20 protein-coding genes are annotated in these 20353 nt (G+C 46.3%); all 20 read left to right on the forward strand.

What is annotated here, in order from left to right:
* Position 1 precedes the first annotated feature (1 nt).
* The 20 genes from flhB (at position 2) to EWH91_RS06730 (ending at position 20272) form a co-directional block, all read left to right on the forward strand.
* A complete protein-coding gene (flhB, locus tag EWH91_RS06635; RefSeq protein ID WP_129929246.1) occupies positions 2 to 1090 on the forward strand; it encodes a flagellar biosynthesis protein FlhB in 1089 nt (362 codons plus the stop codon).
* A 22-nt stretch (positions 1091 to 1112) separates the two neighbouring features.
* A complete protein-coding gene (flhA, locus tag EWH91_RS06640) occupies positions 1113 to 3149 on the forward strand; it encodes a flagellar biosynthesis protein FlhA (RefSeq protein ID WP_129929247.1) in 2037 nt (678 codons plus the stop codon).
* A complete protein-coding gene (locus EWH91_RS06645; RefSeq protein ID WP_129929248.1) occupies positions 3146 to 4216 on the forward strand; it encodes a flagellar biosynthesis protein FlhF in 1071 nt (356 codons plus the stop codon). The genes flhA and EWH91_RS06645 overlap by 4 nt, the downstream gene beginning before the upstream one ends.
* Positions 4216 to 5106: a MinD/ParA family protein gene (locus EWH91_RS06650; protein ID WP_129929249.1), complete on the forward strand. Its 891-nt coding sequence runs from the start codon at positions 4216 to 4218 to the stop codon at positions 5104 to 5106. The genes EWH91_RS06645 and EWH91_RS06650 overlap by 1 nt, the downstream gene beginning before the upstream one ends.
* Positions 5103 to 6170, forward strand: coding sequence for a protein-glutamate methylesterase/protein-glutamine glutaminase (locus EWH91_RS06655; protein WP_129929250.1), 1068 nt, complete (start codon positions 5103 to 5105; stop codon positions 6168 to 6170). Before EWH91_RS06650 ends, EWH91_RS06655 begins: the two co-directional genes overlap by 4 nt.
* A 5-nt stretch (positions 6171 to 6175) precedes the next feature.
* Positions 6176 to 8248: a chemotaxis protein CheA gene (locus EWH91_RS06660; protein ID WP_129929251.1), complete on the forward strand. Its 2073-nt coding sequence runs from the start codon at positions 6176 to 6178 to the stop codon at positions 8246 to 8248.
* Complete coding sequence (locus EWH91_RS06665; RefSeq protein ID WP_129929252.1) at positions 8248 to 8718, forward strand: chemotaxis protein CheW; 471 nt, start codon at positions 8248 to 8250, stop codon at positions 8716 to 8718. The genes EWH91_RS06660 and EWH91_RS06665 overlap by 1 nt, the downstream gene beginning before the upstream one ends.
* A 6-nt stretch (positions 8719 to 8724) precedes the next feature.
* Positions 8725 to 9342, forward strand: a complete 618-nt coding sequence (locus EWH91_RS06670; protein ID WP_240697280.1) for a chemotaxis protein CheC — start codon at positions 8725 to 8727, stop codon at positions 9340 to 9342.
* Positions 9339 to 9821 (forward strand): chemotaxis protein CheD, encoded by a 483-nt coding sequence (locus tag EWH91_RS06675; protein WP_129929253.1) that lies wholly within the window; start codon positions 9339 to 9341, stop codon positions 9819 to 9821. The genes EWH91_RS06670 and EWH91_RS06675 overlap by 4 nt, the downstream gene beginning before the upstream one ends.
* 23 nt (positions 9822 to 9844) lie before the next feature.
* Positions 9845 to 10615 (forward strand): FliA/WhiG family RNA polymerase sigma factor, encoded by a 771-nt coding sequence (locus EWH91_RS06680; protein WP_129929254.1) that lies wholly within the window; start codon positions 9845 to 9847, stop codon positions 10613 to 10615.
* 14 nt (positions 10616 to 10629) lie between these two features.
* Positions 10630 to 11208, forward strand: coding sequence for a hypothetical protein (locus tag EWH91_RS06685; protein ID WP_129929255.1), 579 nt, complete (start codon positions 10630 to 10632; stop codon positions 11206 to 11208).
* A 142-nt stretch (positions 11209 to 11350) separates the two neighbouring features.
* Positions 11351 to 12109 carry a 30S ribosomal protein S2 gene (rpsB, locus tag EWH91_RS06690; protein WP_129929256.1) on the forward strand — a complete coding sequence of 253 codons (759 nt, stop codon included), beginning with the start codon at positions 11351 to 11353 and terminating at the stop codon, positions 12107 to 12109.
* 69 nt (positions 12110 to 12178) lie between these two features.
* Complete coding sequence (tsf, locus tag EWH91_RS06695; RefSeq protein ID WP_165364259.1) at positions 12179 to 13081, forward strand: translation elongation factor Ts; 903 nt, start codon at positions 12179 to 12181, stop codon at positions 13079 to 13081.
* Positions 13082 to 13191: 110 nt separating this feature from the next.
* On the forward strand, positions 13192 to 13917 hold the full coding sequence (gene pyrH / locus EWH91_RS06700; RefSeq protein WP_129929258.1) for a UMP kinase: 726 nt from the start codon (positions 13192 to 13194) through the stop codon (positions 13915 to 13917).
* A 2-nt stretch (positions 13918 to 13919) separates the two neighbouring features.
* Positions 13920 to 14480 (forward strand): ribosome recycling factor, encoded by a 561-nt coding sequence (gene frr / locus EWH91_RS06705; RefSeq protein WP_129929259.1) that lies wholly within the window; start codon positions 13920 to 13922, stop codon positions 14478 to 14480.
* An 82-nt stretch (positions 14481 to 14562) separates the two neighbouring features.
* A complete protein-coding gene (locus EWH91_RS06710; RefSeq protein ID WP_129929260.1) occupies positions 14563 to 15354 on the forward strand; it encodes an undecaprenyl pyrophosphate synthase in 792 nt (263 codons plus the stop codon).
* Positions 15351 to 16142, forward strand: a complete 792-nt coding sequence (locus tag EWH91_RS06715; protein ID WP_129929261.1) for a phosphatidate cytidylyltransferase — start codon at positions 15351 to 15353, stop codon at positions 16140 to 16142. The genes EWH91_RS06710 and EWH91_RS06715 overlap by 4 nt, the downstream gene beginning before the upstream one ends.
* Positions 16143 to 16162: 20 nt before the next feature.
* A complete protein-coding gene (gene dxr / locus EWH91_RS06720) occupies positions 16163 to 17311 on the forward strand; it encodes a 1-deoxy-D-xylulose-5-phosphate reductoisomerase (RefSeq protein ID WP_129929262.1) in 1149 nt (382 codons plus the stop codon).
* 18 nt (positions 17312 to 17329) lie between these two features.
* Positions 17330 to 18589, forward strand: coding sequence for an RIP metalloprotease RseP (gene rseP / locus EWH91_RS06725; protein ID WP_129929287.1), 1260 nt, complete (start codon positions 17330 to 17332; stop codon positions 18587 to 18589).
* A gap of 36 nt (positions 18590 to 18625) precedes the next feature.
* Complete coding sequence (locus tag EWH91_RS06730) at positions 18626 to 20272, forward strand: proline--tRNA ligase (RefSeq protein ID WP_129929263.1); 1647 nt, start codon at positions 18626 to 18628, stop codon at positions 20270 to 20272.
* Positions 20273 to 20353 lie beyond the last annotated feature (81 nt).

Raw genomic sequence — 20353 nt, forward strand, 5'->3', positions numbered from 1 at the left:
AATGAATGTTATCCATTATCACGTTGACCTGCAGTTTTTTGCAGGAGAAAAGACAGAACCTGCAACGCCTCATAAACGTGAGGAAGGCAGAAAAAAAGGAGAGGTATTCAAGAGTGCAGATCTGAGTACGGCGATCAGTCTGCTGGCTCTGTTTATCTATTTCCGGGTAGCAGGCGGAGCGATCGGTAAACACCTCATGGCCGTGATGTCCGGCACTTATCAGCATCATCTGAGTATTGTGCTTAATACGGAGAATGTGCAGAAACTGTTTACTGAACTGACTTTTGAAAGTCTGAAAGTCCTTCTGCCGCTCCTGATCGTTGCACTGCTGGTCGGGACAGGCGGACAGTTGTTTCAGGTGGGCTTCCTGTTTCATCCTGAACTGATTCGTTTTAGACCCGAACGGATCAGCATCCTGAAAGGTTTGAAACGTATCTATTCGTTACGGGCAGTCGTCGAACTGCTGAAGTCCATTCTGAAGATTATTTTGATCGGTTTATCGGCCTTCACTGTTATCTGGCTTAATATTCAATGGATTATACGGTCGGCTCAAATGCCACTGACCGACGGGCTGAAAACGATGACGAAAATTGTCCTTGATATGGGCATGGCTGCATCATTAACCCTGATTGTGCTATCGTTGTTTGATTATTTATACCAGAGATACGATTATGAGAAAAACATGCGGATGTCCAAACAGGATATCAAGGATGAATTTAAAAATATGGAAGGCGATCCGCAGATTAAATCAAGAATCAGAGAGAGGCAAAAACAAATGGCTGCGCGTCGTATGATGCAGAAACTTCCTGAGGCGGATGTGGTCATTACAAATCCAACCCATTTTGCTGTTGCTCTGGAATATAAAGCTGAGACGATGGATGCCCCCCGAGTCATTGCAAAAGGGGCGGATAGAGTCGCCTTCAGGATAAAAGAAGTAGCCAGGGCCCACCATATCGTCATTGTCGAACGCAAACCGCTGGCCCGTGCTTTATATTTTCAGCTTGATATCGGCGACAGTATTCCTCAGGATTTTTTCAAGGCAGTTGCTGAAATTCTCGCCTATGTGTATCGACTTAAAAGAAAGGGATAATCACAGAAAGGAGGGTTAAGAGATGGGAAAAAGAAGTGATTACATCGTTATGCTGGGTGTGATTCTGATTGTTATGATGCTGATCATACCCCTTCCGCCGACCTTACTCAGTTTTTTAATTATATTAAACATCTCGCTTGCGCTCATCATTCTACTCATCACGCTTAATGTCAACGAACCTCTTGAGTTTTCTGTTTTCCCATCTCTGCTTCTGATCATGACCCTGTTCCGGATCGGGCTGAATGTTTCGACAACGCGGCTCATACTGACTGAAGGAGACGCCGGGCAGGTGATCGAGGCATTCGGGCAGTTCGTCGTATCAGGGAACGTGATTGTGGGTCTGGTTGTCTTTCTGATCCTGATCATTGTCCAGTTTATCGTGATTACAAAAGGTGCTGAACGTGTTGCAGAAGTGGCAGCCAGATTTACACTGGATGCGATGCCGGGAAAACAAATGAGCATTGATGCCGATATGAATGCCGGATTAATTGACGACAGAGAAGCAAAGAAAAGGCGTGAGAAGATTACCAGGGAAGCAGATTTTTATGGTGCCATGGATGGCGCCAGTAAATTTGTAAAAGGAGACGCCATTGCAAGTATCATCATTGTGGCAATCAACCTGCTGGTCGGCATGATTATTGGTGTTCTGCAACAGGGCATGTCCCTGCCTGATGCTGCACAGACATTCAGTCTGTTATCTGTCGGTGATGGTATCGTCAGCCAGATCCCGGCACTTCTGATCTCTACAGCGACCGGCATTGTTGTGACCCGGTCCTCTTCAGAGAAAAATATGGGAAGAGAAGTGTCAGACCAGCTGCTGGCATTCCCGGCCATGCTCATTGTTGCCGGTCTCGTGATCTTGACACTGGGGATGACGCCAATCGGCCTGATTTCGACGCTTCCTATCGCGCTGGTGCTCGTTATTGGAGGCTATCTGTTACGACGCAGCCGCAGCAGACCGGAGAAAGATGCGGGTCAGGCCAAGGAAGAAAAGAACGAGGAAAAATTCAGGCAGCGTGAAAATGTAATGGATTTGCTTCAGGTGGATCCGGTTGAATTTGAATTTGGTTACGCTCTTGTCCCCATTGCCGACAGCAGCCAGGGCGGGGATTTGCTGGACCGGATTGTCATGATTCGGCGTCAGCTGGCTCTGGAATTAGGGATTATTCTACCTGTCGTCCGAGTCCGTGATAATATTCAGCTTAAACCAGACAGTTATCAGATCAAAATAAACGGAAGCGTAGTCGCAAAAGGGGAGCTGATGCTGGATCATTATCTGGCGATGAGTCCCGGAGTTGAGGATGAATCAGTTAAGGGCATCGAGACCACTGAGCCGGCATTTGGGCTGAAAGCACTGTGGATCGATGAAAAAATGAAAGAACACGCCGAGATGGCCGGCTATACCGTTGTCGATCCGCCATCTGTCATATCCACTCACCTGACGGAAGTCTTCAAAAGACATGCCGGAGAACTGCTCGGCCGTGAAGAAACCAAACAATTGATCGATCATTTGAAAGAACATGCACCAGCCCTGGTAGAAGCCGTCACACCTGATCCGCTCAGTCTTGGTGATGTCCAGAAAGTACTGGTCAATCTGCTGAATGAGAAACTGTCCATCAGAAATCTGCCGGTTATTTTCGAAACCCTTGCAGATGATGCCCCCATGACAAAGGACACCGGTCTTCTGACGGAGTACGTCCGCCAGGCATTATCAAGACAGATAACCGATCAATTCGTCCATCAGGGTGAGCCATTGAAAGTACTGACTCTTTCCCCTGATCTGGAGAAAAAAATAATGGATTCCGTGCAGAAGACCGAGCATGGAAATTTTCTTGCCATGGACTCAGTTACCACAACCCAGGTGCTGAAAAATCTGTCTGAGTCTGTTCATATGTGGTCGGATATGGACAGTGATCCGATCATCCTTTGTTCTCCCATGGTCAGGATGTATGTCCATCAGCTTACTGAACGTTATTTTCCAAATATACATATTCTGTCCTATAATGAATTGGAGACCAACGTGGAAGTCCAGAGTATTGGAGTGTTAAGTGCGGCATGAAAATAAAAAAAATCATCGCACCGACCATGCAGCAGGCCATAGAAAAAGTTAAACAGGAACTGGGCAGCGACGCGGTTATCTTTCATACAAAAAAAGTTTCAACAGGCCATTTTTTTAACCTGTTTAAGAAAGAAAATATTGAAGTGCTGGCAGCAAGTGATCCTGATACGGAATCCGCATTTAAAACTGTTCCGAAATATTCCGATAATAGAAGAAGGGAAGTGTCGCCACCTCCTGCATTTCATCAGGATGTCAGGGAAGATCCTCTGTTTTCAGGACCTGATTATATTAAGAAAATGAGAAGGCTGATCATCGGTCAGGGAATGATTGCCGAGCATGCGGATCAGATACTGAAAATACTTGTAAAAAAGTGGTATCAGAGCAACGAACAGCTTGGACAGGATCAGCTTAACCGACTGTTTCAGCTGGAATTGGTCAGGTTGCTGAACCCTGAACGTTTTAAACGACCTCAGGTGGCAGATCAGATGATGATGCTGGTCGGCCCGACCGGTGTCGGAAAAACGACAACCCTTGCCAAACTGGCCGGACAGGCAGCACTTGAAGGCGTGGAGAAAATGGTTTTAATCACGGCCGACACGTTCCGCATTGCCGCGATTAATCAGTTGAGAACCTATGGAGAAATCATTGATATACCCGTAGAAGTGGCCTACTCTGCAGAAGATTTCCAGACATTAATTGAAAAATATTCGGATTATGACCGTGTATTCATAGATACTGCCGGTCGTAATTATCAAAATGAAACATACATCCGGGATATTGGTCATCTGATCGATACCCATTCCCGGATCAGACCGTATCTTGTCCTCTCGGCAACGGCAAAGTACGAAGATATGGATGCACTGATGACTAAATTTAATCCCTTACATGCCGACCGGATGATTATCACAAAAATTGATGAAACAAAGACTTATGGCGGCATGATCAGCGCCTTGTTAAATCATCCCCGTAAGCATCTGACCTATGTCACAAATGGACAGGAAGTACCTGAGGACCTGCAGGCCCCGGATATACATACTTTGATCAATCGAATGCTGGGTGATTGTTAATGGGAACAGATCAGGCTGAAAAACTGAGACTGCTCATAAGAAAATATCGCGAAGATCAGTATCATCATGCGGATGTTATCGCTGTCCTCAGTGGGAAAGGCGGGGTAGGGAAATCGGTTTTCAGTACGAATTTTTCTATCGCCCTTGGCAGGACGGGGAAAAGAGTCTTGCTTATTGACCTGGACGTCGGGATGGGTAACATTGAACACCTGCTTGGTCACTCCACTTTATCCAGCGTAGCCGACTGCATCCGTGACCATCTGGCCCTGCATGACGCCATCTTTCACGGACCCGGCAACCTTTCTTTCATCCCCGGAGGCAACAGTCTTGCCGAATTGTTCCAAATTGATGAGAGAAACCTGAACATTTTTCTGAAGCAGGTTGATGATCTGAAAAAAAATTATGATTATATTATTCTTGATTTCGGAGCAGGAGTAAATCAAAATATGCTTCACTTTTTACTTGCTGCAAAACGGATGATCCTGATCACGACTCCGGAACCTCCTGCTCTGGCGGATGCCTACTCCACGTTAAAAATTATAGGCTTTCATTACCCGGAAATGGACGCGTCGATCGTAATCAACATGGTTGACGATCTGTCGGAGGGAAAAGAAGCATGGAACAGAATTTCTGAAACCGCTGACCGTTTTTTACACATGACCATACACTGGCTGACTTCGCTGCATCGGGACCGGGCGGTAATCAGATCGATAAAGGAACAGGTGCCATGCGTTGTTCAATATCCCCGCGCCCGGTACAGTATTGAAATGAAACTGCTTGCCGGTGCTTTTCTCACTCAGAAAGAGGGATTTCCGAAAGTCCGGCAGGATACCACTTTCGGAGAACGTGTCAGAATTCACTTCAGAAGACTGCGAGGTGGAAAGGGATGAAACTCGTCCGTGTGATGGTCGTAGATGACTCAGCATTTATGAGACAAACGCTGAAAATGATGATTGAAGAAGACCCTGTTTTGCAGGTGGTGACAACAGCAAGAGACGGGCGGGATGCTTTGATCAAACTGAAAAAGTATCATCCGGATGTGGTCACACTGGATATTATCATGAATGGAGAGATGGACGGACTAGAGACGCTTCACCATATCATGAAGCAAGATCCCACTCCTGTGATTATGGTAAGCGGCGCCTCGGATGAACATGTGAATTATGTCATTGAAGCGATCAGCAGCGGCGCCTTTGATTTTATTAATAAGCCTTCAGGGAAGGCCGACATGGAATCTATTGGAGCTAAGCTGCAGTTGAAGATCCACCAGGCTGCTTTATCCAGGATCAGTCCTTCTTCTTCCGATCAGCACACCACAAAGTCAGACGATACAAATTTATTTTTTCCTTCGCCCGGGGGGAATAACCCTCCTTCACTCATTGTGATCTGTACATCGACGGGCGGGCCCAAAGCTCTTCAGACAGTCATACCGGCTTTAAAAAAAGAACTTTCCGTTCCGATAATTATCATTCAGCATATGCCTCCCCGGTTTACAAAAACGCTGGCCGAACGGCTGAACAGCCTGTCTGATGTGCAGGTGACCGAAGCTGCTGACGGAGAAATCCTTCAGAATGGCCGGGTTTACATCGCTCCGGGCGGTCATCATTTGATCATTAAAAAAAATCCGGATGCTCTTTGCTTTCATTTGCTGGATACGCCGGCCGTTCATGGCGTCAAACCGGCGGCTGATGTAACCCTTGAGTCCCTGACTCATATCCCGGATCTGTCCGTTCTGGTTGCCGTTCTGACGGGTATGGGTAAAGACGGCGCGAGCGGGATTAGGCAATTGAAAGAGTCAGTTCAACAGGTTTACGTCGTCGCTGAATCTGAAGAGACTTCTGTTGTTTTTGGAATGCCGAAAGCGGCAATCGGAACCCATCTGGTAGATGAAGTTTGCGGAATTGATCAAGTGGCGGCATCGATATGCCGCCAGTTTGCACTGAAGGAGGGTTAAGGGTTATGGATATGAATCAATATTTAGGCATTTTTGTTGATGAAGCCAGGGAACATCTTCAGAACCTGAATGATAAATTGATGGAACTGGAAGATCAGCCCCGGGATCCGGAACTGATCAGCAGTATTTTCAGGTCAGCTCATACACTGAAGGGCAGTTCGGGACAAATGGGTTTTGGAAATATGATGAAGCTGACACATACAATGGAAAATGTGTTTGATGCATTGCGTCATCAGAAAATTACTGTCTCTTCAGATATGATTGACAGACTCTTTGAAGCCCTGGACACGCTGGAATCCATGGTTGATTCTGTCGAGCAGGGGGAAAGCGATGAGCAGGATATAAACGGCGTTCTTGCTAAACTGCAGGATCTGGTTCAGGCAGATCCGGCTCCGGTTTCAGCAGGCAATGGACGTCAGGATCATATGGATCAATCTGCCGGCCACTCCCTGCCGAAAATAAATTTTTCAGATTATGACAAGACTGTGATTACCCAGGCAAAGGATCAGAATATGCAGACATTCGTCATTGAGATCACGCTGCGAAACGACTGTGTACTCAAAGCTGCCAGAGCGCTGATGGTATCCAATGCACTTGAAGAGGCAGGGCATATCATTAAATCTGAGCCATCAACAGAGGACATAGAAAAAGAAGCATTTGACAGACAGTTTACATATGTTTATGTCAGCAATATGAGTGCTGAGTCCATTCATAAAAAGGTTATGAACATCTCAGAAATTGAACGTGCGGATATTGTTCCTGTTTCAGACCGTTCATTAGAGTCAGAGTCCGGGGAGGAAAAAGCAGATCAATCTGCAAAACCTGCTCAGGCGAAAAAAAGGGCATCAAACAACCGCGTGCAGGGTTATCGACAGGTAAAACCGGTTGCAAAAACAATTCGCGTAAATTTAGAGCGCCTGGATCATTTACTGAATTTATTTGAAGAAATGGTTATTGATCGAAGCCGGCTGGAAAGAATAGCGGCATCAATGAACGATCCGGAACTTCAGGAATCTGTGCGTACGATTAAAACGGTCTCGGATCAAATGCAGGAAACGATTCTGAATCTCAGAATGGAACCGGTCGAACAGGTATTTAATCGTTTCCCGCGGATGGTGCGCAGCCTGGCAAAGGAGCTGAATAAAAAAGTTCATCTCGTCATCAGCGGATCTGAAACGGAACTGGACAGAACGATGATCGATGAACTTGGGGATCCTCTGATGCATATGATCAGAAATTCCATGGATCATGGTATTGAACATCCGGACGAGCGCGCCGGAAAGGGCAAGAATCCTGAAGGGACACTGTCACTCCGGGCTTATCACAGCGGGAATCACGTTTTCATAGAAATAGAGGACGATGGCGCAGGAATCAACAGAGAGCAGGTTCTTAAAAAAGCTCTTCAGAAGAAACTGATTTCTGAAGAAGTCCAGGCATCAATGACTGATAAAGATGTTTATCATCTCCTGTTTGAATCAGGTTTCAGCACTTCCGAAAAAATCTCCGACATTTCGGGAAGAGGTGTCGGACTTGATGTTGTCGAAAGCAAGATTCAGTCAATGAGCGGTTCCGTTCAGGTCGAATCCACTGAAGGGGCGGGTACTAAATTTACAGTCAGACTGCCGCTTACCCTTTCGATAATCAGTGCCATGCTTGTCCAATGCGGAAGTGAAGTTTATGCTATCCCCATGACTTCAATTAAAGAGACGGCGCTGAGCCGTCTGGTGAAGCTGCAGACAATCAGGAATACGCAGGTGATGTCCTATCAAAATCATGTCATGCCGGTGATCGATCTTTCCAGTTATCTCGACATACCGGATCCCCCTGAAATGCGGCAGAACAGCTCTGGATCAATCATTGTTGTTCATCACGGAAAGAAAATGGCGGGACTTGCTGTTGAAAAAATACTGGGTTATCAGGATATCGTGATTAAACCGCTTGGAAAATACCTGGAAAATGTTAAAGGATTCTCTGGTGCAACCATTCTTGGAGATGGGAAAGTGTCGCTCATTCTTGATTGCCAGGTCATCATTGAGGGACAGCAGAAACAAACAAAATGTCTGAGGAGGGTTGACTGATGGCAACAGGCGAAGAAATGACGAAGGTTGTTCTTTTTGATTTAGATCATGAAACATACGGTGTCCCTGTAGAACAGGTGCTGTCCATTGAACCGTTTCAGACGGTCACACGCGTCCCGCACGCCGCAGATTTTGTCAGCGGAGTGATGAACCTTCGCGGTGCCATTATACCTGTTATCGATATACGCAGAAGATTGAACATGGGCCATGCCGCTGTAACAAAAGAAAGCCGTGTCATTGTTGTTGAAGAAGGAGACGTTCAGGCTGGTCTCCTTGTTGATATGGCAAGGGAAGTTGCGGATATTCCGGCAGGCGGTATTGAGAAGACACCGGACATCGTTGGCGGACCTGAGGCGCGTTTTATCAGCGGTGTCGCAAAAATCAGTCAGGACCGGCTGCTCGTTCTGTTAAATCTGGAACAGGTTCTAAATGACAGGGAAATTGAGGATTTGAAAAATATTGAAAGGTAGTTCCGAATGATGTACCGATTAACCGATTTGCAGTCGGAGCATCTGGATCTGCTGAAAGAAGCAGGCAATGTCGGTGCTGCACATGCTGCGACATCCCTGTCTGTTCTGCTGAACCGGCGGATTAATATGAATGTTCCTTCTGTTCAGGTCATTCCGCTAAATGAAATCACCTGTAAAGAGACGGAAAAATATGTCGCTGCAACCCTTATCAATATTAATGGAGATCTGAAAGGCTGCTTCTTCATGATCGTCGAAGTGGATTCGGCAAATCAGTTAATCCAGTCATTTCTGCCCGGGGGATCTGTGACCGATGAGGACATAGGCAAATCGGCATTCTGTGAGCTGAGCAACATTCTTTGTGGTTCCTATTTAACCGCACTCTCTTCGTTTCTTCAAATCCGAATGACCCAGTCACCTCCGGCTTTGGCAGTGGATATGGCGGGCGCTATTCTGGGTGAAGGGATGATTGAGCTGTCCCGCTGTGATGATTATGTACTCCTGATCGATACTGTATTAGTTGATGGCAGCAGGCAAAAAAATCTGGAGGGAGAATTCCTTTTTCTCCCCTTTCCCGATTCGGTAGATCGGCTCTTTACGTTGACAGAAGGGAAGTTTTTCAGGTGACTTTCGTAGGTATGTCGGAAATCAGGTACGTAAGGAAACCTGAAAAGATGAAAACGATGGGCCTGGGTTCCTGTGTCGGGGTCGTTGTTTATCATCAGTCATCTGGAATTGCAGGTATGGCTCATATTATGCTTCCCGATTCCGCTCTGTCCCGGGTCAGGCCTTTTTCACCGGGAAAGTATGCAGATACTGCAGTTCCCGAATTAATTCATGTCCTGTCAGATCTCCATGGTCTCCCGCTTAACGGGTTGAAAGCCAAAATGGCGGGAGGGGCGGAAATGTTCAAATCGTTCTCGAATGCTCAAGCAGGCAGTATCGGGAAAAGGAATGTTGATGCCGTCCACAGACAGCTGAACCAGTTTGGCATTCCCGTCGTAGCCGAAGATACGGGGGACAGCTATGGGCGGACCATTGAGTTTGACCCGGAGTCCGGTACCTTGATGATTCAGACCATACTTCATGGCAAACTGCTCATTTAGTCAGCATAACGGGAGGAATACATATGGCAAAATCAGAATCACAAGAGCAGGAGTACTGGAGACTCTGGACTCAGTCCCATACTGAGGATGCAGCTAATGCCCTGATCCAGATGTATATGCCTCTTGTGCAGTATCATGTCCGGCGGATCAGTGCCAGTTTACCTAAAAATATTGATCGCGGGGAATTAAAAAGTTATGGTCTGCTCGGGCTTTATGATGCTTTGAAGAAGTTTGACCGTCATCGGGATCTGAAGTTTGATACTTACGCTTCTTTTCGCATCAGGGGAGCCATTCTTGATGGTTTGCGCAAAGAGGATTGGATGCCGCGATCCGTTCGTGAAAAAAGTAAGAGGATCGAACGGGCTGCTGAGCAAATAGAGCAGGAAAAGAAACGTTCCGCCTCTCTTGAGGAAGTAGCCGAAGCCTGCGGCATGACTGATCAGGAAGTGTCTCAGATCATTTCAGAAGGACTGTTCTCAAATCTTTTATCGCTGGACGATGTTTTTCCGGCAGGAAGTTCTGATCATGCACCTGCCACATTCGAGGACACGGCTGCCGTATTACCGGATCAGCACGTACTTGATGAAGAAAACAAACAGAGGCTGGCCGAAGAAATAGACAAATTAAATGAGAAAGAAAGACTGGTCGTCTCATTATTCTATTATGACGGACTGACCTTAACGGAAATCGGCAAGGTATTAAGTCTGTCAACATCCCGGATTTCTCAGATTCACAGCAAAGCACTGTTTAAACTGCGGCAGTTTCTTGTGACAAAAGAAAATGAACGGTTATAAAGGAGAGAAAATGGATGATTGCCTTCTGGACGGCTTTGAACTTTGTACTCATCTTGCTGGCGTTTTATCTGATCGTACTTCTATATCAAAAAATTCGTCTGCTTCATGAAAGGGATCCGCGGAAATTTGCAGATGACCTGCAACGTGCCTTTGATACTCACCTGAAAGAGATGAGAGAAGAAAATGACCGCCTGATTCGTGAACTGGCTCATTATCAGCAGACTGAGACAGACGGGCGAGCGCATGAAGTCGATCCGACTGATTCGGGTACGCTTAAGTCGGATTCCTCTGCCGACGCTGCCGTTGTGGAAAACAGCAAAGCCTTTCGTCAGGTACTCAGTCAGTCGCTCGACGCTAACACGGACGGAGGAGCACCTGGTCCGGTGGATTCTCCGGCAGAGCCCGGCAAACCTCAGGAAGAATGGACACCACCGGTAGAAGGTATAAAGGATAAATGGGAACAGTCAGTCTATATTCGCGCCTTAAAACTGAAGCAGGAAGGAAAGACCAATGCTGAAATAGCCAAAAGGCTGAACCGCGGAGAAGCAGAAGTAGAACTGCTGTTAAAATTCCGCGAAAACAGGCATACCTGAACTTGTCACTGCACCTGCTTTGTGGTATATTAACATTTGGTGTCAATCACACACGGCGGCTGATCCGTACGAGGGTGCTGAGTACTCAGTTTCGTACGAATAAGAGGCTGTCGGCGGAATAAAACCAACAGGAGGAATTTGCATGTCAGTTATTACTATGAAGCAGCTTCTGGAATCCGGTGTTCATTTCGGACATCAGACCCGTCGCTGGAATCCAAAAATGAAACCCTATATCTTTACGGAGAGAAACGGTATTTACATCATCGATCTCCAGAAAACGGTGAAAAAAGTCGAAGAAGCCTACCAGTATGTCAGAGACATTGCTGCTGAAGGTGGAAAAATTCTGTTTGTAGGAACGAAGAAGCAGGCACAGGATTCTGTTAAAGCTGAAGCTGAACGTTCAGGACAGTTTTATGTCAATCAGCGCTGGCTTGGCGGAACGCTGACCAATTTTGAAACCATACGTAAGAGAATCAAACATTTGAAAGACCTTGAAAAGATGCAGGAAGACGGGACCTTTGATGTTTTGCCGAAAAAGGAAGTTGTCGGCCTGAAGAAGGAAATGGCGAAACTGGAGAAATTTCTTGGTGGCATCAAAGACATGGAAAGCCTGCCTCAGGCTCTGTTTGTTATTGATCCACGTAAAGAAAGAATTGCTATTGCTGAAGCACGTAAACTTCATATCCCGATTATCGCTATCGTAGATACAAACTGCGATCCTGATGAAATAGATGTCATTATTCCGGGAAATGATGATGCCATTCGCGCTGTAAAGCTTTTGACCGGAAAAATGGCAGATGCCGTTCTGGAAGCGAATCAGGGAGAAGAAAACAGCGACGCCGCAGAAGAAACGGCTGAAACGAAGAATTCAGCAAACGAAGAACCCGTTAAAGCTGAATAAACATTTGATTCTTTTTACAGGGTGATAAGGGGAAAATGCCCTTTATCACTCTTTTCACGAAAAAAACAGATGTCAGGAGGATGTGTAGTGACAGCAATCAATGCAAAACTTGTTAAAGAGCTTCGTGATCTTACCGGTGCAGGTATTATGGATTGCAAGCGCGCACTGACGGAAACAGACGGGGATATTAAGAAAGCAATCGATGTCCTTCGTGAAAAAGGAATTGCGAAGGCAGCCAAAAAGTCGGGCCGTGTTGCCGCTGAAGGCTTGACTGAAATTAAAGTTGAAGGAAATAAAGCTGTGGCACTGGAAGTCAATTCTGAAACGGACTTTGTGGCAAAAAATAATGAATTTAAACAGTTGCTGGATAAGCTTGCCGGACACCTTCTGAAGGAAGAGCCGGCTGACGTTGAGGAAGCACTGGGCCAGAAACTGGCGGGTACAGAGGGTACTGTCGCCGATTATATTACATCGGCTATTGCCAAAATTGGTGAAAAAATTGCCCTGCGCCGTTTCAAAGTGATTCACAAAAAGGATACGGATATATTTGGTGCGTATCTGCATATGGGTGGGCGGATTGCCGCTCTTGTCAGCCTGACCGGAGAAAATGAATCGGTGGCAAAGGATGTGGCGATGCACATAGCAGCCATTAAACCTCAATATCTCACGGAGAAGGAAATTCCCGATGATATTGTCACACATGAAAAAGAAGTCCTGAAACAGGAAGCGCTGGGTGAAGGAAAGCCGGAAAACATCGTTGAAAAAATGGTTACAGGACGGCTGAAAAAGTTCTTTAAGGAAATTTGCCTCGTTGACCAGCCTTTCGTTAAGGACGGAGATATTACAGTAAAGGAATTTCTGAAACAGAATCATGCAGAGGTAAACGCTTTTGTCCGGTATGAAGTAGGCGAGGGAATTGAGAAGAAAGCAGAAAATTTTGCTGATGAAGTCAAAGCACAAATGAAGCAATAATCTGCATCTGCAGGTTTGCCGGTCAGGCACCCTGCTATAACGGGTCAACATAAACGGGGCACACTTCACGTGTCCCGTTTTTTAAAAAGTGTACAGAGGGGTAGATGAAGATGACCGAGAAAGCCAAATATAAACGGGTGATCTTGAAATTAAGCGGAGAGGCATTGGCCGGATCGAGTGGCTTCGGCATTGATCCGAAGGTGATCCGCTCGATTACGAAGCAGGTGAAAGAGGTTGTAGAGCTGAACGTGGAGGTAGCGATCGTTGTCGGAGCCGGAAATATCTGGCGTGGGAAAAACGGGAGCGAAATGGGCATGGATCGTGCTCAGGCTGATTATATGGGCATGCTGGCAACCGTTCTTAATGCGCTTGCACTTCAGGACAGTCTCGAAAGTCTGGGTGTTGGAACACGTGTCCAGACTTCGATAGAGATGCGTCAGGTCGCTGAGCCCTATATTCGCCGGAAGGCTATCCGTCACCTTGAAAAGGGCAGAGTTGTCATTTTTGCAGCCGGAACCGGTAATCCATATTTCTCGACAGACACAACAGCAGCACTGAGGGCTGCTGAGATTGAGGCAGATGTGATATTAATGGCTAAAAACGATGTGGATGGGGTTTATTCGGCTGATCCTAAAGTAGATAAATCCGCAAAAAAATATAAGGAAATTTCCTATCTCAGAGTCCTTAATGATGGCCTGCAGGTTATGGATTCTACAGCTTCGTCTTTAAGCATGGATAATAACATCCCATTAGTTGTATTCTCACTCGGGCAAGAAGGAAATATTAAACGAGCCGTTCTTGGTGAAGATATCGGCACAGTCGTAAAGGGGAGATAAACATGGCTCAAAAAGATGTGCTCAATGAAGCAGAAGAAAAGATGGAAAAAACAGTGAAGGCGTTTCGGCGTGAACTGGTAACAATCCGGGCCGGCCGCGCAAATCCTTCCATTTTGAACAAAGTCACGGTAGAATATTATGGAGTTGAAACACCATTAAAGCAGATTGCTTCCATCTCTGCTCCGGAAGCCCGTCTTTTGGTGATTCAGCCCTATGATCGTTCATCTATTGCGAATATCGAACGTGGTATCCTTAAATCAGACCTGGGCATCACTCCAGTGAATGATGGAGCTGTTATCCGGATTCAGATCCCGGCACTGACTGAGGAAAGACGGGCAGAACTTGTAAAACTTGTCGGGAAATTTGCCGAAGAAGCCAAAGTCGCCGTTCGAAATGTCCGTCGCGAAGCCAATGACCAGGTCAGGAAAATGGAAAAAAATAATGAACTGACGAAAGACGATGTCAGAGCTGCCGAAGAAGACATTCAGAAAATGACCGATAAAACGATTGAAAAGATTGATCAGATAACCGCTGACAAAGAAAAAGAAATGAAGGCTATTTAAATAAACTGTCTTTCAGGCAACATGACTCATCACGGCTGAACCGGGCAGTTCTGATTTCAGAGCAGATTATGGGGGAAATACGATGTTTAGGAAACTTTCCTTGAATAAAACAGACATGGCGGAATACCATAAGCAGCTTTCATCGGATGCGCAGAAAATTCCTGAACATGTGGCCATCATTATGGATGGAAATGGACGCTGGGCGCAAAAACGCAGTCTTCCGCGGGTCTCCGGACACAGAGAGGCATTAAAAACCATAAAAAGAGTGACTCTGGAAGCACAACGGCTCGGTGTCAAGGTACTGACCTTATACGCTTTTTCGACAGAAAACTGGAAAAGGCCGAAATCAGAAGTTGACTTTTTGATGAAACTGCCTCAGCAATTTCTAAATACTTATCTGGTCGAACTGATTGAAAATAATGTCCAGGTTCGCGTGATGGGGGACATGACTCGGATCCCGCAGTATACGATGCGTGCTGTTTCTCAGGCTGTTGAACAGACAAAATCAAATACAGGACTGATTCTGAACTTTGCTTTGAATTACGGAAGCCACTCTGAGATTGTCTCAGCTGTAAAAAAAATGGTTCAGGACGTGCAGGCCCGAAAACTGGACCCTGAGTCGATCGATGAAGACCTGTTAGCTGATTACATGCTCAGCCCGGCTCTCCCGGATCCGGATTTGCTGATACGTACGGGCGGAGAATTACGTCTCAGTAATTTTATGCTCTGGCAGCTTGCGTATACGGAACTGTATTTCACAGACACGTTCTGGCCGGATTTCAACGAAGAAGATTTACGTAAGGCGGTCCGTGAATTTGCCTGCAGACAGCGTAGATTCGGTGGCCTTAACGGAAAGGGTGGAGATAATAAATGAAGCAGAGGGTACTGACAGGTGTTGTAGCAGGTGCACTGTATCTCGCCTTCCTTCTCTATGGTTCCTATCCGTTCGCCATTATGGCTGCGATGATTGCGGGGATTGCTTTTACGGAAACGGCTCTCATGGACAGGATGAAATATTCATCCGGCCCTGTGCTGATTGGGATGTTTTTTGTTATAGCCATCGTTCTTTTCCCTTTTTTTTCGGACAAAGGTTCCTTTGAAGTGCTGTTCATCAGGCTATTGATTCTGTTCATTCTTGTCATGGCGGTCATGACTTTCTTTTCAAAAAATCATTTTGATTATACACAGGCAGCTTATCTGACTTTTTCTGCCCTTTACATAAGCATTCCTTTTTATCTACTTGTCCAGATGCGCTTCCATAGTCTGGCACTTGTCCTTTTTGTGCAGATCACCATCTGGGCGACCGACAGCGGGGCCTACTTTGTCGGAAGGTCGTTTGGAAAACACAAGCTTGCTCCGCATATCAGTCCGAACAAAACCATTGAAGGCTCGGCAGGAGCAATTATTGTGGCCCTACTGACAGCTATCATTTTTCAGCTGATTGCACCGGCTATGGTGTTCCATTCATGGTTTGAACTATTCATAGCAGCGCTGATTATCTCTGTCGCCGGTCAAATGGGAGATCTTGTTGAATCAGCGGTTAAACGCCACTTCAACGTCAAGGATTCCGGATCAATTCTTCCCGGTCACGGCGGGCTGTTTGATCGATTTGACAGTCTGATTTTTGTGCTGCCTTTATTATATTTGACCGGTATTATCTGATATATATGGAGGGATGATCATTGAAGCGCATCAGTCTGCTTGGTGCCACAGGATCTGTAGGCACACAGACGCTGGCTGTGGTCAGGGAACACCCGGAAGAATTCACAGTCAGTGCCTTTTCTTTTGGTGAGAATATAGACACTGCCCTCCCGCTGATTAAGGAATTTAAGCCGGAACTGGTCGCTGTTAAAAACAGGCGAACTGCGGAGCAGATCCGGACGATGTTACCCGGTCATACAACACTTGTATATGGGCTTAAAGGGATGGTAGAAGCGGCAGCCTGGCCAAACAGTGACATGCTCATAAATGCCGTACTTGGCAGCATTGGTCTTGAACCAACGCTTGCGGCAATTGAAGCAGGGAAAACGATCGGATTAGCCAATAAAGAAACACTGGTGACGGCCGGTCATCTTGTTATGAAGGCTGCTGAAAAATCAGGATCAGCAATTATTCCTGTTGACAGTGAACATTCTGCAATCTTTCAGTCGATGCTGGGTCAGGATCGCTCTGCCGTAACGAGACTGATTCTGACTGCTTCAGGAGGCAGTTTCCGTGATAAAACGCGCAAAGAACTGAAAGGTGTAACAGTTGCTGAAGCGCTGAATCATCCGAATTGGTCCATGGGCGCAAAAATTACAGTTGATACGGCAACAATGATCAATAAAGGGCTTGAAGTGATAGAGGCGCACTGGCTTTTTCACATGCCATATGACAGAATTGAAACAGTCATTCACAGAGAAAGTATTGTTCATTCTCTTGTTGAATATACTGATCATAGTCTGATTGCTCAGCTGGGTCTTCCCAGTATGCTGGTTCCGATTCAATTTGCGCTGACTTACCCCCGCAGACTTGAACTCAGGCAAACAAAAAGGTTAAACTTATGGAAAACAGGGACGCTCCATTTTCAGAAAGTAGACAGGCAGAGGTATCCGGCTGTATCACTCGCTTATGAAGCCGGGCGTGCCGGCGGCTCGATGCCGACCGTCCTGAACGCAGCAAATGAAGTTGCTGTGGAGGCTTTTCTTGAGGGACGGATTCCGTTTCTTGAAATAGAACCATTAATTGAACGGGCACTGGAACAGCATCAGGTCATTCCGGAACCGGATCTGGAAACTATTGAAGAGACGGACCGGCTGACACGTCACTTTGTATGCGGATTGATCAAGTAAGGAGCAGAGGTGAAAGATGTGGAAACATTGCTCGTCGTTGTGATCATTTTCGGGCTTCTCGTCTCGATTCATGAGCTTGGGCACTTATGGGTTGCAAAAAAATTCGGGATACTTTGCCGTGAATATGCCATTGGTTTCGGGCCCAAAATTTTTGCAGCCAAAAAGGGTGAGACCGTTTATACCCTGCGATTACTTCCCATCGGCGGTTATGTACGGATGGCAGGTGAGGACCCGGAAATTGTTGAAATTAAGCCCGGACAAAATGTTGGACTTTATTTTAATGAGGCCGGGCAGGTAACAAGAATAACAACCGATCATCCGGAGAAATATCCTGATGCGCGTTTTTTGACGGTTGAACACTGCGATCTGGAAAAAGATCTCTTTATTTCCGGTTATGAGGAAGAAGACGGGCCATTAAAGCGCTATGATCTGAACGATAAGGCCACCTATGTGACCGATAATCAGGACTTTCAGATATCCCCGCTGGACAGGCAGTTCGCTTCAAAATCGGTTCTTGCCCGCTTTTTAACTGTTTTTGCCGGACCGTTCATGAATTTGCTGCTTGCTGTTTTGATTTTTATTATTTATTTCAGTATCCAGGGAGTTCCGTCCGACGCGCCGAGAATGGGGAAGATAGTGGATAATTATCCTGCTCAGGAAGCCGGGCTCAGGGAAAATGACCGGGTCATCAGTATCGATCAGAAAAAAGTGAACAACTGGCAGGATATTGTTTCCTATATCGGCGCCCGTCCAAACAAACAAATGACTTTTAATATTGAAAGAAATGGAAAAATACATCATATGGATGTTACAGCCGGCCATAGAAAAGCTGAAAAGGGTATGGAAGGGGTTGTCGGTGTATATCCGCCAACACGCCATTCTATACCAGCATCACTCGGAGCCGGCGTGACTCAGACATATTACTGGATTAAAATGGAGCTGGCCGCGCTGAAAATGATGGTAACCGGCGGGTTCAGTCTGGATCAGCTTGCAGGACCTGTCGGAATCTATAATGCGACAGGACAGGTTGTTTCACAGGGCTTCATGATCGTATTGAACTGGGCGGCATTTCTGAGTGTCAATCTGGCGGTCATTAACCTTCTGCCTCTTCCTGCACTGGACGGAGGCAGACTGACGTTTCTGATTATCGAAGGGGTACGCGGCAAGCCGGTGGAGCCTCAGAAGGAAGCTATGGTGCATTTCATTGGATTCGCCTTTTTGATGTTACTCATGCTGCTTGTGACCTGGAATGATATACAAAATATTTTTACACGCTGATCCTTTAACTATTGATATATTGATGGGGTGCTGTGGATGAAACAAAGCCAAATGTTTATACCGACTCTGAAAGAAGTGCCGTCTGATGCGGAGTCGGTCAGCCACCAGCTGCTGCTTCGGGGCGGATTTATTCGCCAGAATGCAGCTGGGATCTATTCTTATCTTCCCCTTGGGTATAAAGTGATAAAGAAAATTGAACAGATTATCCGTGAGGAAATGGACAGAATCGGCGCCCAGGAGCTTCTGATGCCTGCCATGCAGCCCGCGGAACTTTGGCATGAATCCGGAAGATGGGATGTATATGGTCCGGAACTGATGCGTCTGAAGGACCGGCACGGCCGGTATTTTGCCATGGGAGCAACCGGTGAAGAACTGGTGACAAGCCTGGTCAGGGATACATTAAATACGTATAAAAAGCTGCCCATGACTCTGTATCAGATTCAGACAAAATACAGGGATGAGAAGCGTCCGCGTTTTGGTCTGCTTCGCGGGCGTGAATTTATTATGAAGGACGCATACTCTTTTCATGCAGATGAAAAAACGCTGGATGATGCTTACTGGGCTATGTATCATGCGTATCGGCGTATTTTTGACCGGTGTGGATTAAAGTATCGTGCTGTACTTGCCGACTCAGGTGCCATGGGTGGAAAAGATACACATGAATTCCAGGCACTGGCCGATATAGGTGAGGATACGATTGCGTACTCTGATCAGTCGGATTATGCAGCAAATCTTGAAATGGCAGCGACCGGACCTGTTGTTCATGTGCCTCAGAAGGAAGCGGCCCCTCTTGAAAAAGATCAGGGGTATCAGGCAGAGGATCAACAACAGCTTGTTTCGGCCTCATGGTTTAAGACACGAACGGAAACCGTCCTGGTCTTCACACGTGCAGATGACGAAGTGAATGAAGTTAAAGTGAAAAACGCCCTGGGAGCAGATTTGATTGAACCCATTGCAAAAGATCAGATTCCCGCCCTCTCGGCACTTTCTGAAGAAACCCGCGTTCTTGCTGATCATGGCGTTGCCACCTGCACGCATGCAGAAGTCTATGATTCTGTCGATGATATGACATATAAACACGTGGATATGAAAAGAGACTTTCATGTAGAGGCTTTTGAAGATCTTCGTTTTATTAAAGAGGGCGATCCATCCCCGGATGGGAAAGGAACCATACATTTTGCCAAGGGGATAGAAGTCGGTCAGGTTTTTAAACTGGGTACAAAATACTCGGAAGCCATGAATGCTTTATTCCTTGACGATAAAGGAAAAAGCAAGCCCCTGATTATGGGCTGTTACGGAATAGGGGTCTCCCGGACATTATCTGCTATCTGTGAGCAGTATCATGATGATAAAGGGATGATCTGGCCAAAATCTCTTGCCCCTTTTGCCATACATTTGATTACCATGAATCCGAAAAAGGAAGATCAGAAAAACTTGTCCGCGCTTATTTATAAGCAGTTAACTGATCTTGGTTTCGATGTCTTATGGGACGACCGAAAAGAACGTCCGGGGGTTAAATTTGCAGACAGTGAACTGATTGGCTGCCCGGTTCAGGTGGTCGTCGGGAAAAAAGCATCGGACCATATCGTCGAAGCAGGGGGAAGAAAAGAAGGTCACCGTGAACTATGCACCGTGAGCGAACTCAACAAAACGATTGAAACGATACTTGATAAAGAGAAGTGATTGGAGCATCTGGCAGGGGTTCAGCAGGGAGCCATTATTAAATGGCTCCCTCTCTCTGTTTCAACGGCATGACAGCTGATG

This window comes from Sporolactobacillus sp. THM19-2 (genome assembly GCF_004153195.1).
Taxonomy (GTDB): domain Bacteria; phylum Bacillota; class Bacilli; order Bacillales; family Sporolactobacillaceae; genus Sporolactobacillus.

Bases quoted from the DNA above. Each gene is read 5' to 3' on its own strand.
- flhB (WP_129929246.1), top strand. From the start codon at position 2: ATGAATGTTATCCATTATCACGTTGACCTGCAGTTTTTTGCAGGAGAA.
- flhA (WP_129929247.1), top strand. From the start codon at position 1,113: ATGGGAAAAAGAAGTGATTACATCGTTATGCTGGGTGTGATTCTGATT.
- EWH91_RS06645 (WP_129929248.1), top strand. From the start codon at position 3,146: ATGAAAATAAAAAAAATCATCGCACCGACCATGCAGCAGGCCATAGAA.
- EWH91_RS06650 (WP_129929249.1), top strand. From the start codon at position 4,216: ATGGGAACAGATCAGGCTGAAAAACTGAGACTGCTCATAAGAAAATAT.
- EWH91_RS06655 (WP_129929250.1), top strand. From the start codon at position 5,103: ATGAAACTCGTCCGTGTGATGGTCGTAGATGACTCAGCATTTATGAGA.
- EWH91_RS06660 (WP_129929251.1), top strand. From the start codon at position 6,176: ATGGATATGAATCAATATTTAGGCATTTTTGTTGATGAAGCCAGGGAA.
- EWH91_RS06665 (WP_129929252.1), top strand. From the start codon at position 8,248: ATGGCAACAGGCGAAGAAATGACGAAGGTTGTTCTTTTTGATTTAGAT.
- EWH91_RS06670 (WP_240697280.1), top strand. From the start codon at position 8,725: ATGATGTACCGATTAACCGATTTGCAGTCGGAGCATCTGGATCTGCTG.
- EWH91_RS06680 (WP_129929254.1), top strand. From the start codon at position 9,845: ATGGCAAAATCAGAATCACAAGAGCAGGAGTACTGGAGACTCTGGACT.
- EWH91_RS06685 (WP_129929255.1), top strand. From the start codon at position 10,630: ATGATTGCCTTCTGGACGGCTTTGAACTTTGTACTCATCTTGCTGGCG.
- rpsB (WP_129929256.1), top strand. From the start codon at position 11,351: ATGTCAGTTATTACTATGAAGCAGCTTCTGGAATCCGGTGTTCATTTC.
- tsf (WP_165364259.1), top strand. From the start codon at position 12,179: ATGTCAGGAGGATGTGTAGTGACAGCAATCAATGCAAAACTTGTTAAA.
- pyrH (WP_129929258.1), top strand. From the start codon at position 13,192: ATGACCGAGAAAGCCAAATATAAACGGGTGATCTTGAAATTAAGCGGA.
- frr (WP_129929259.1), top strand. From the start codon at position 13,920: ATGGCTCAAAAAGATGTGCTCAATGAAGCAGAAGAAAAGATGGAAAAA.
- EWH91_RS06710 (WP_129929260.1), top strand. From the start codon at position 14,563: ATGTTTAGGAAACTTTCCTTGAATAAAACAGACATGGCGGAATACCAT.
- EWH91_RS06715 (WP_129929261.1), top strand. From the start codon at position 15,351: ATGAAGCAGAGGGTACTGACAGGTGTTGTAGCAGGTGCACTGTATCTC.
- EWH91_RS06730 (WP_129929263.1), top strand. From the start codon at position 18,626: ATGAAACAAAGCCAAATGTTTATACCGACTCTGAAAGAAGTGCCGTCT.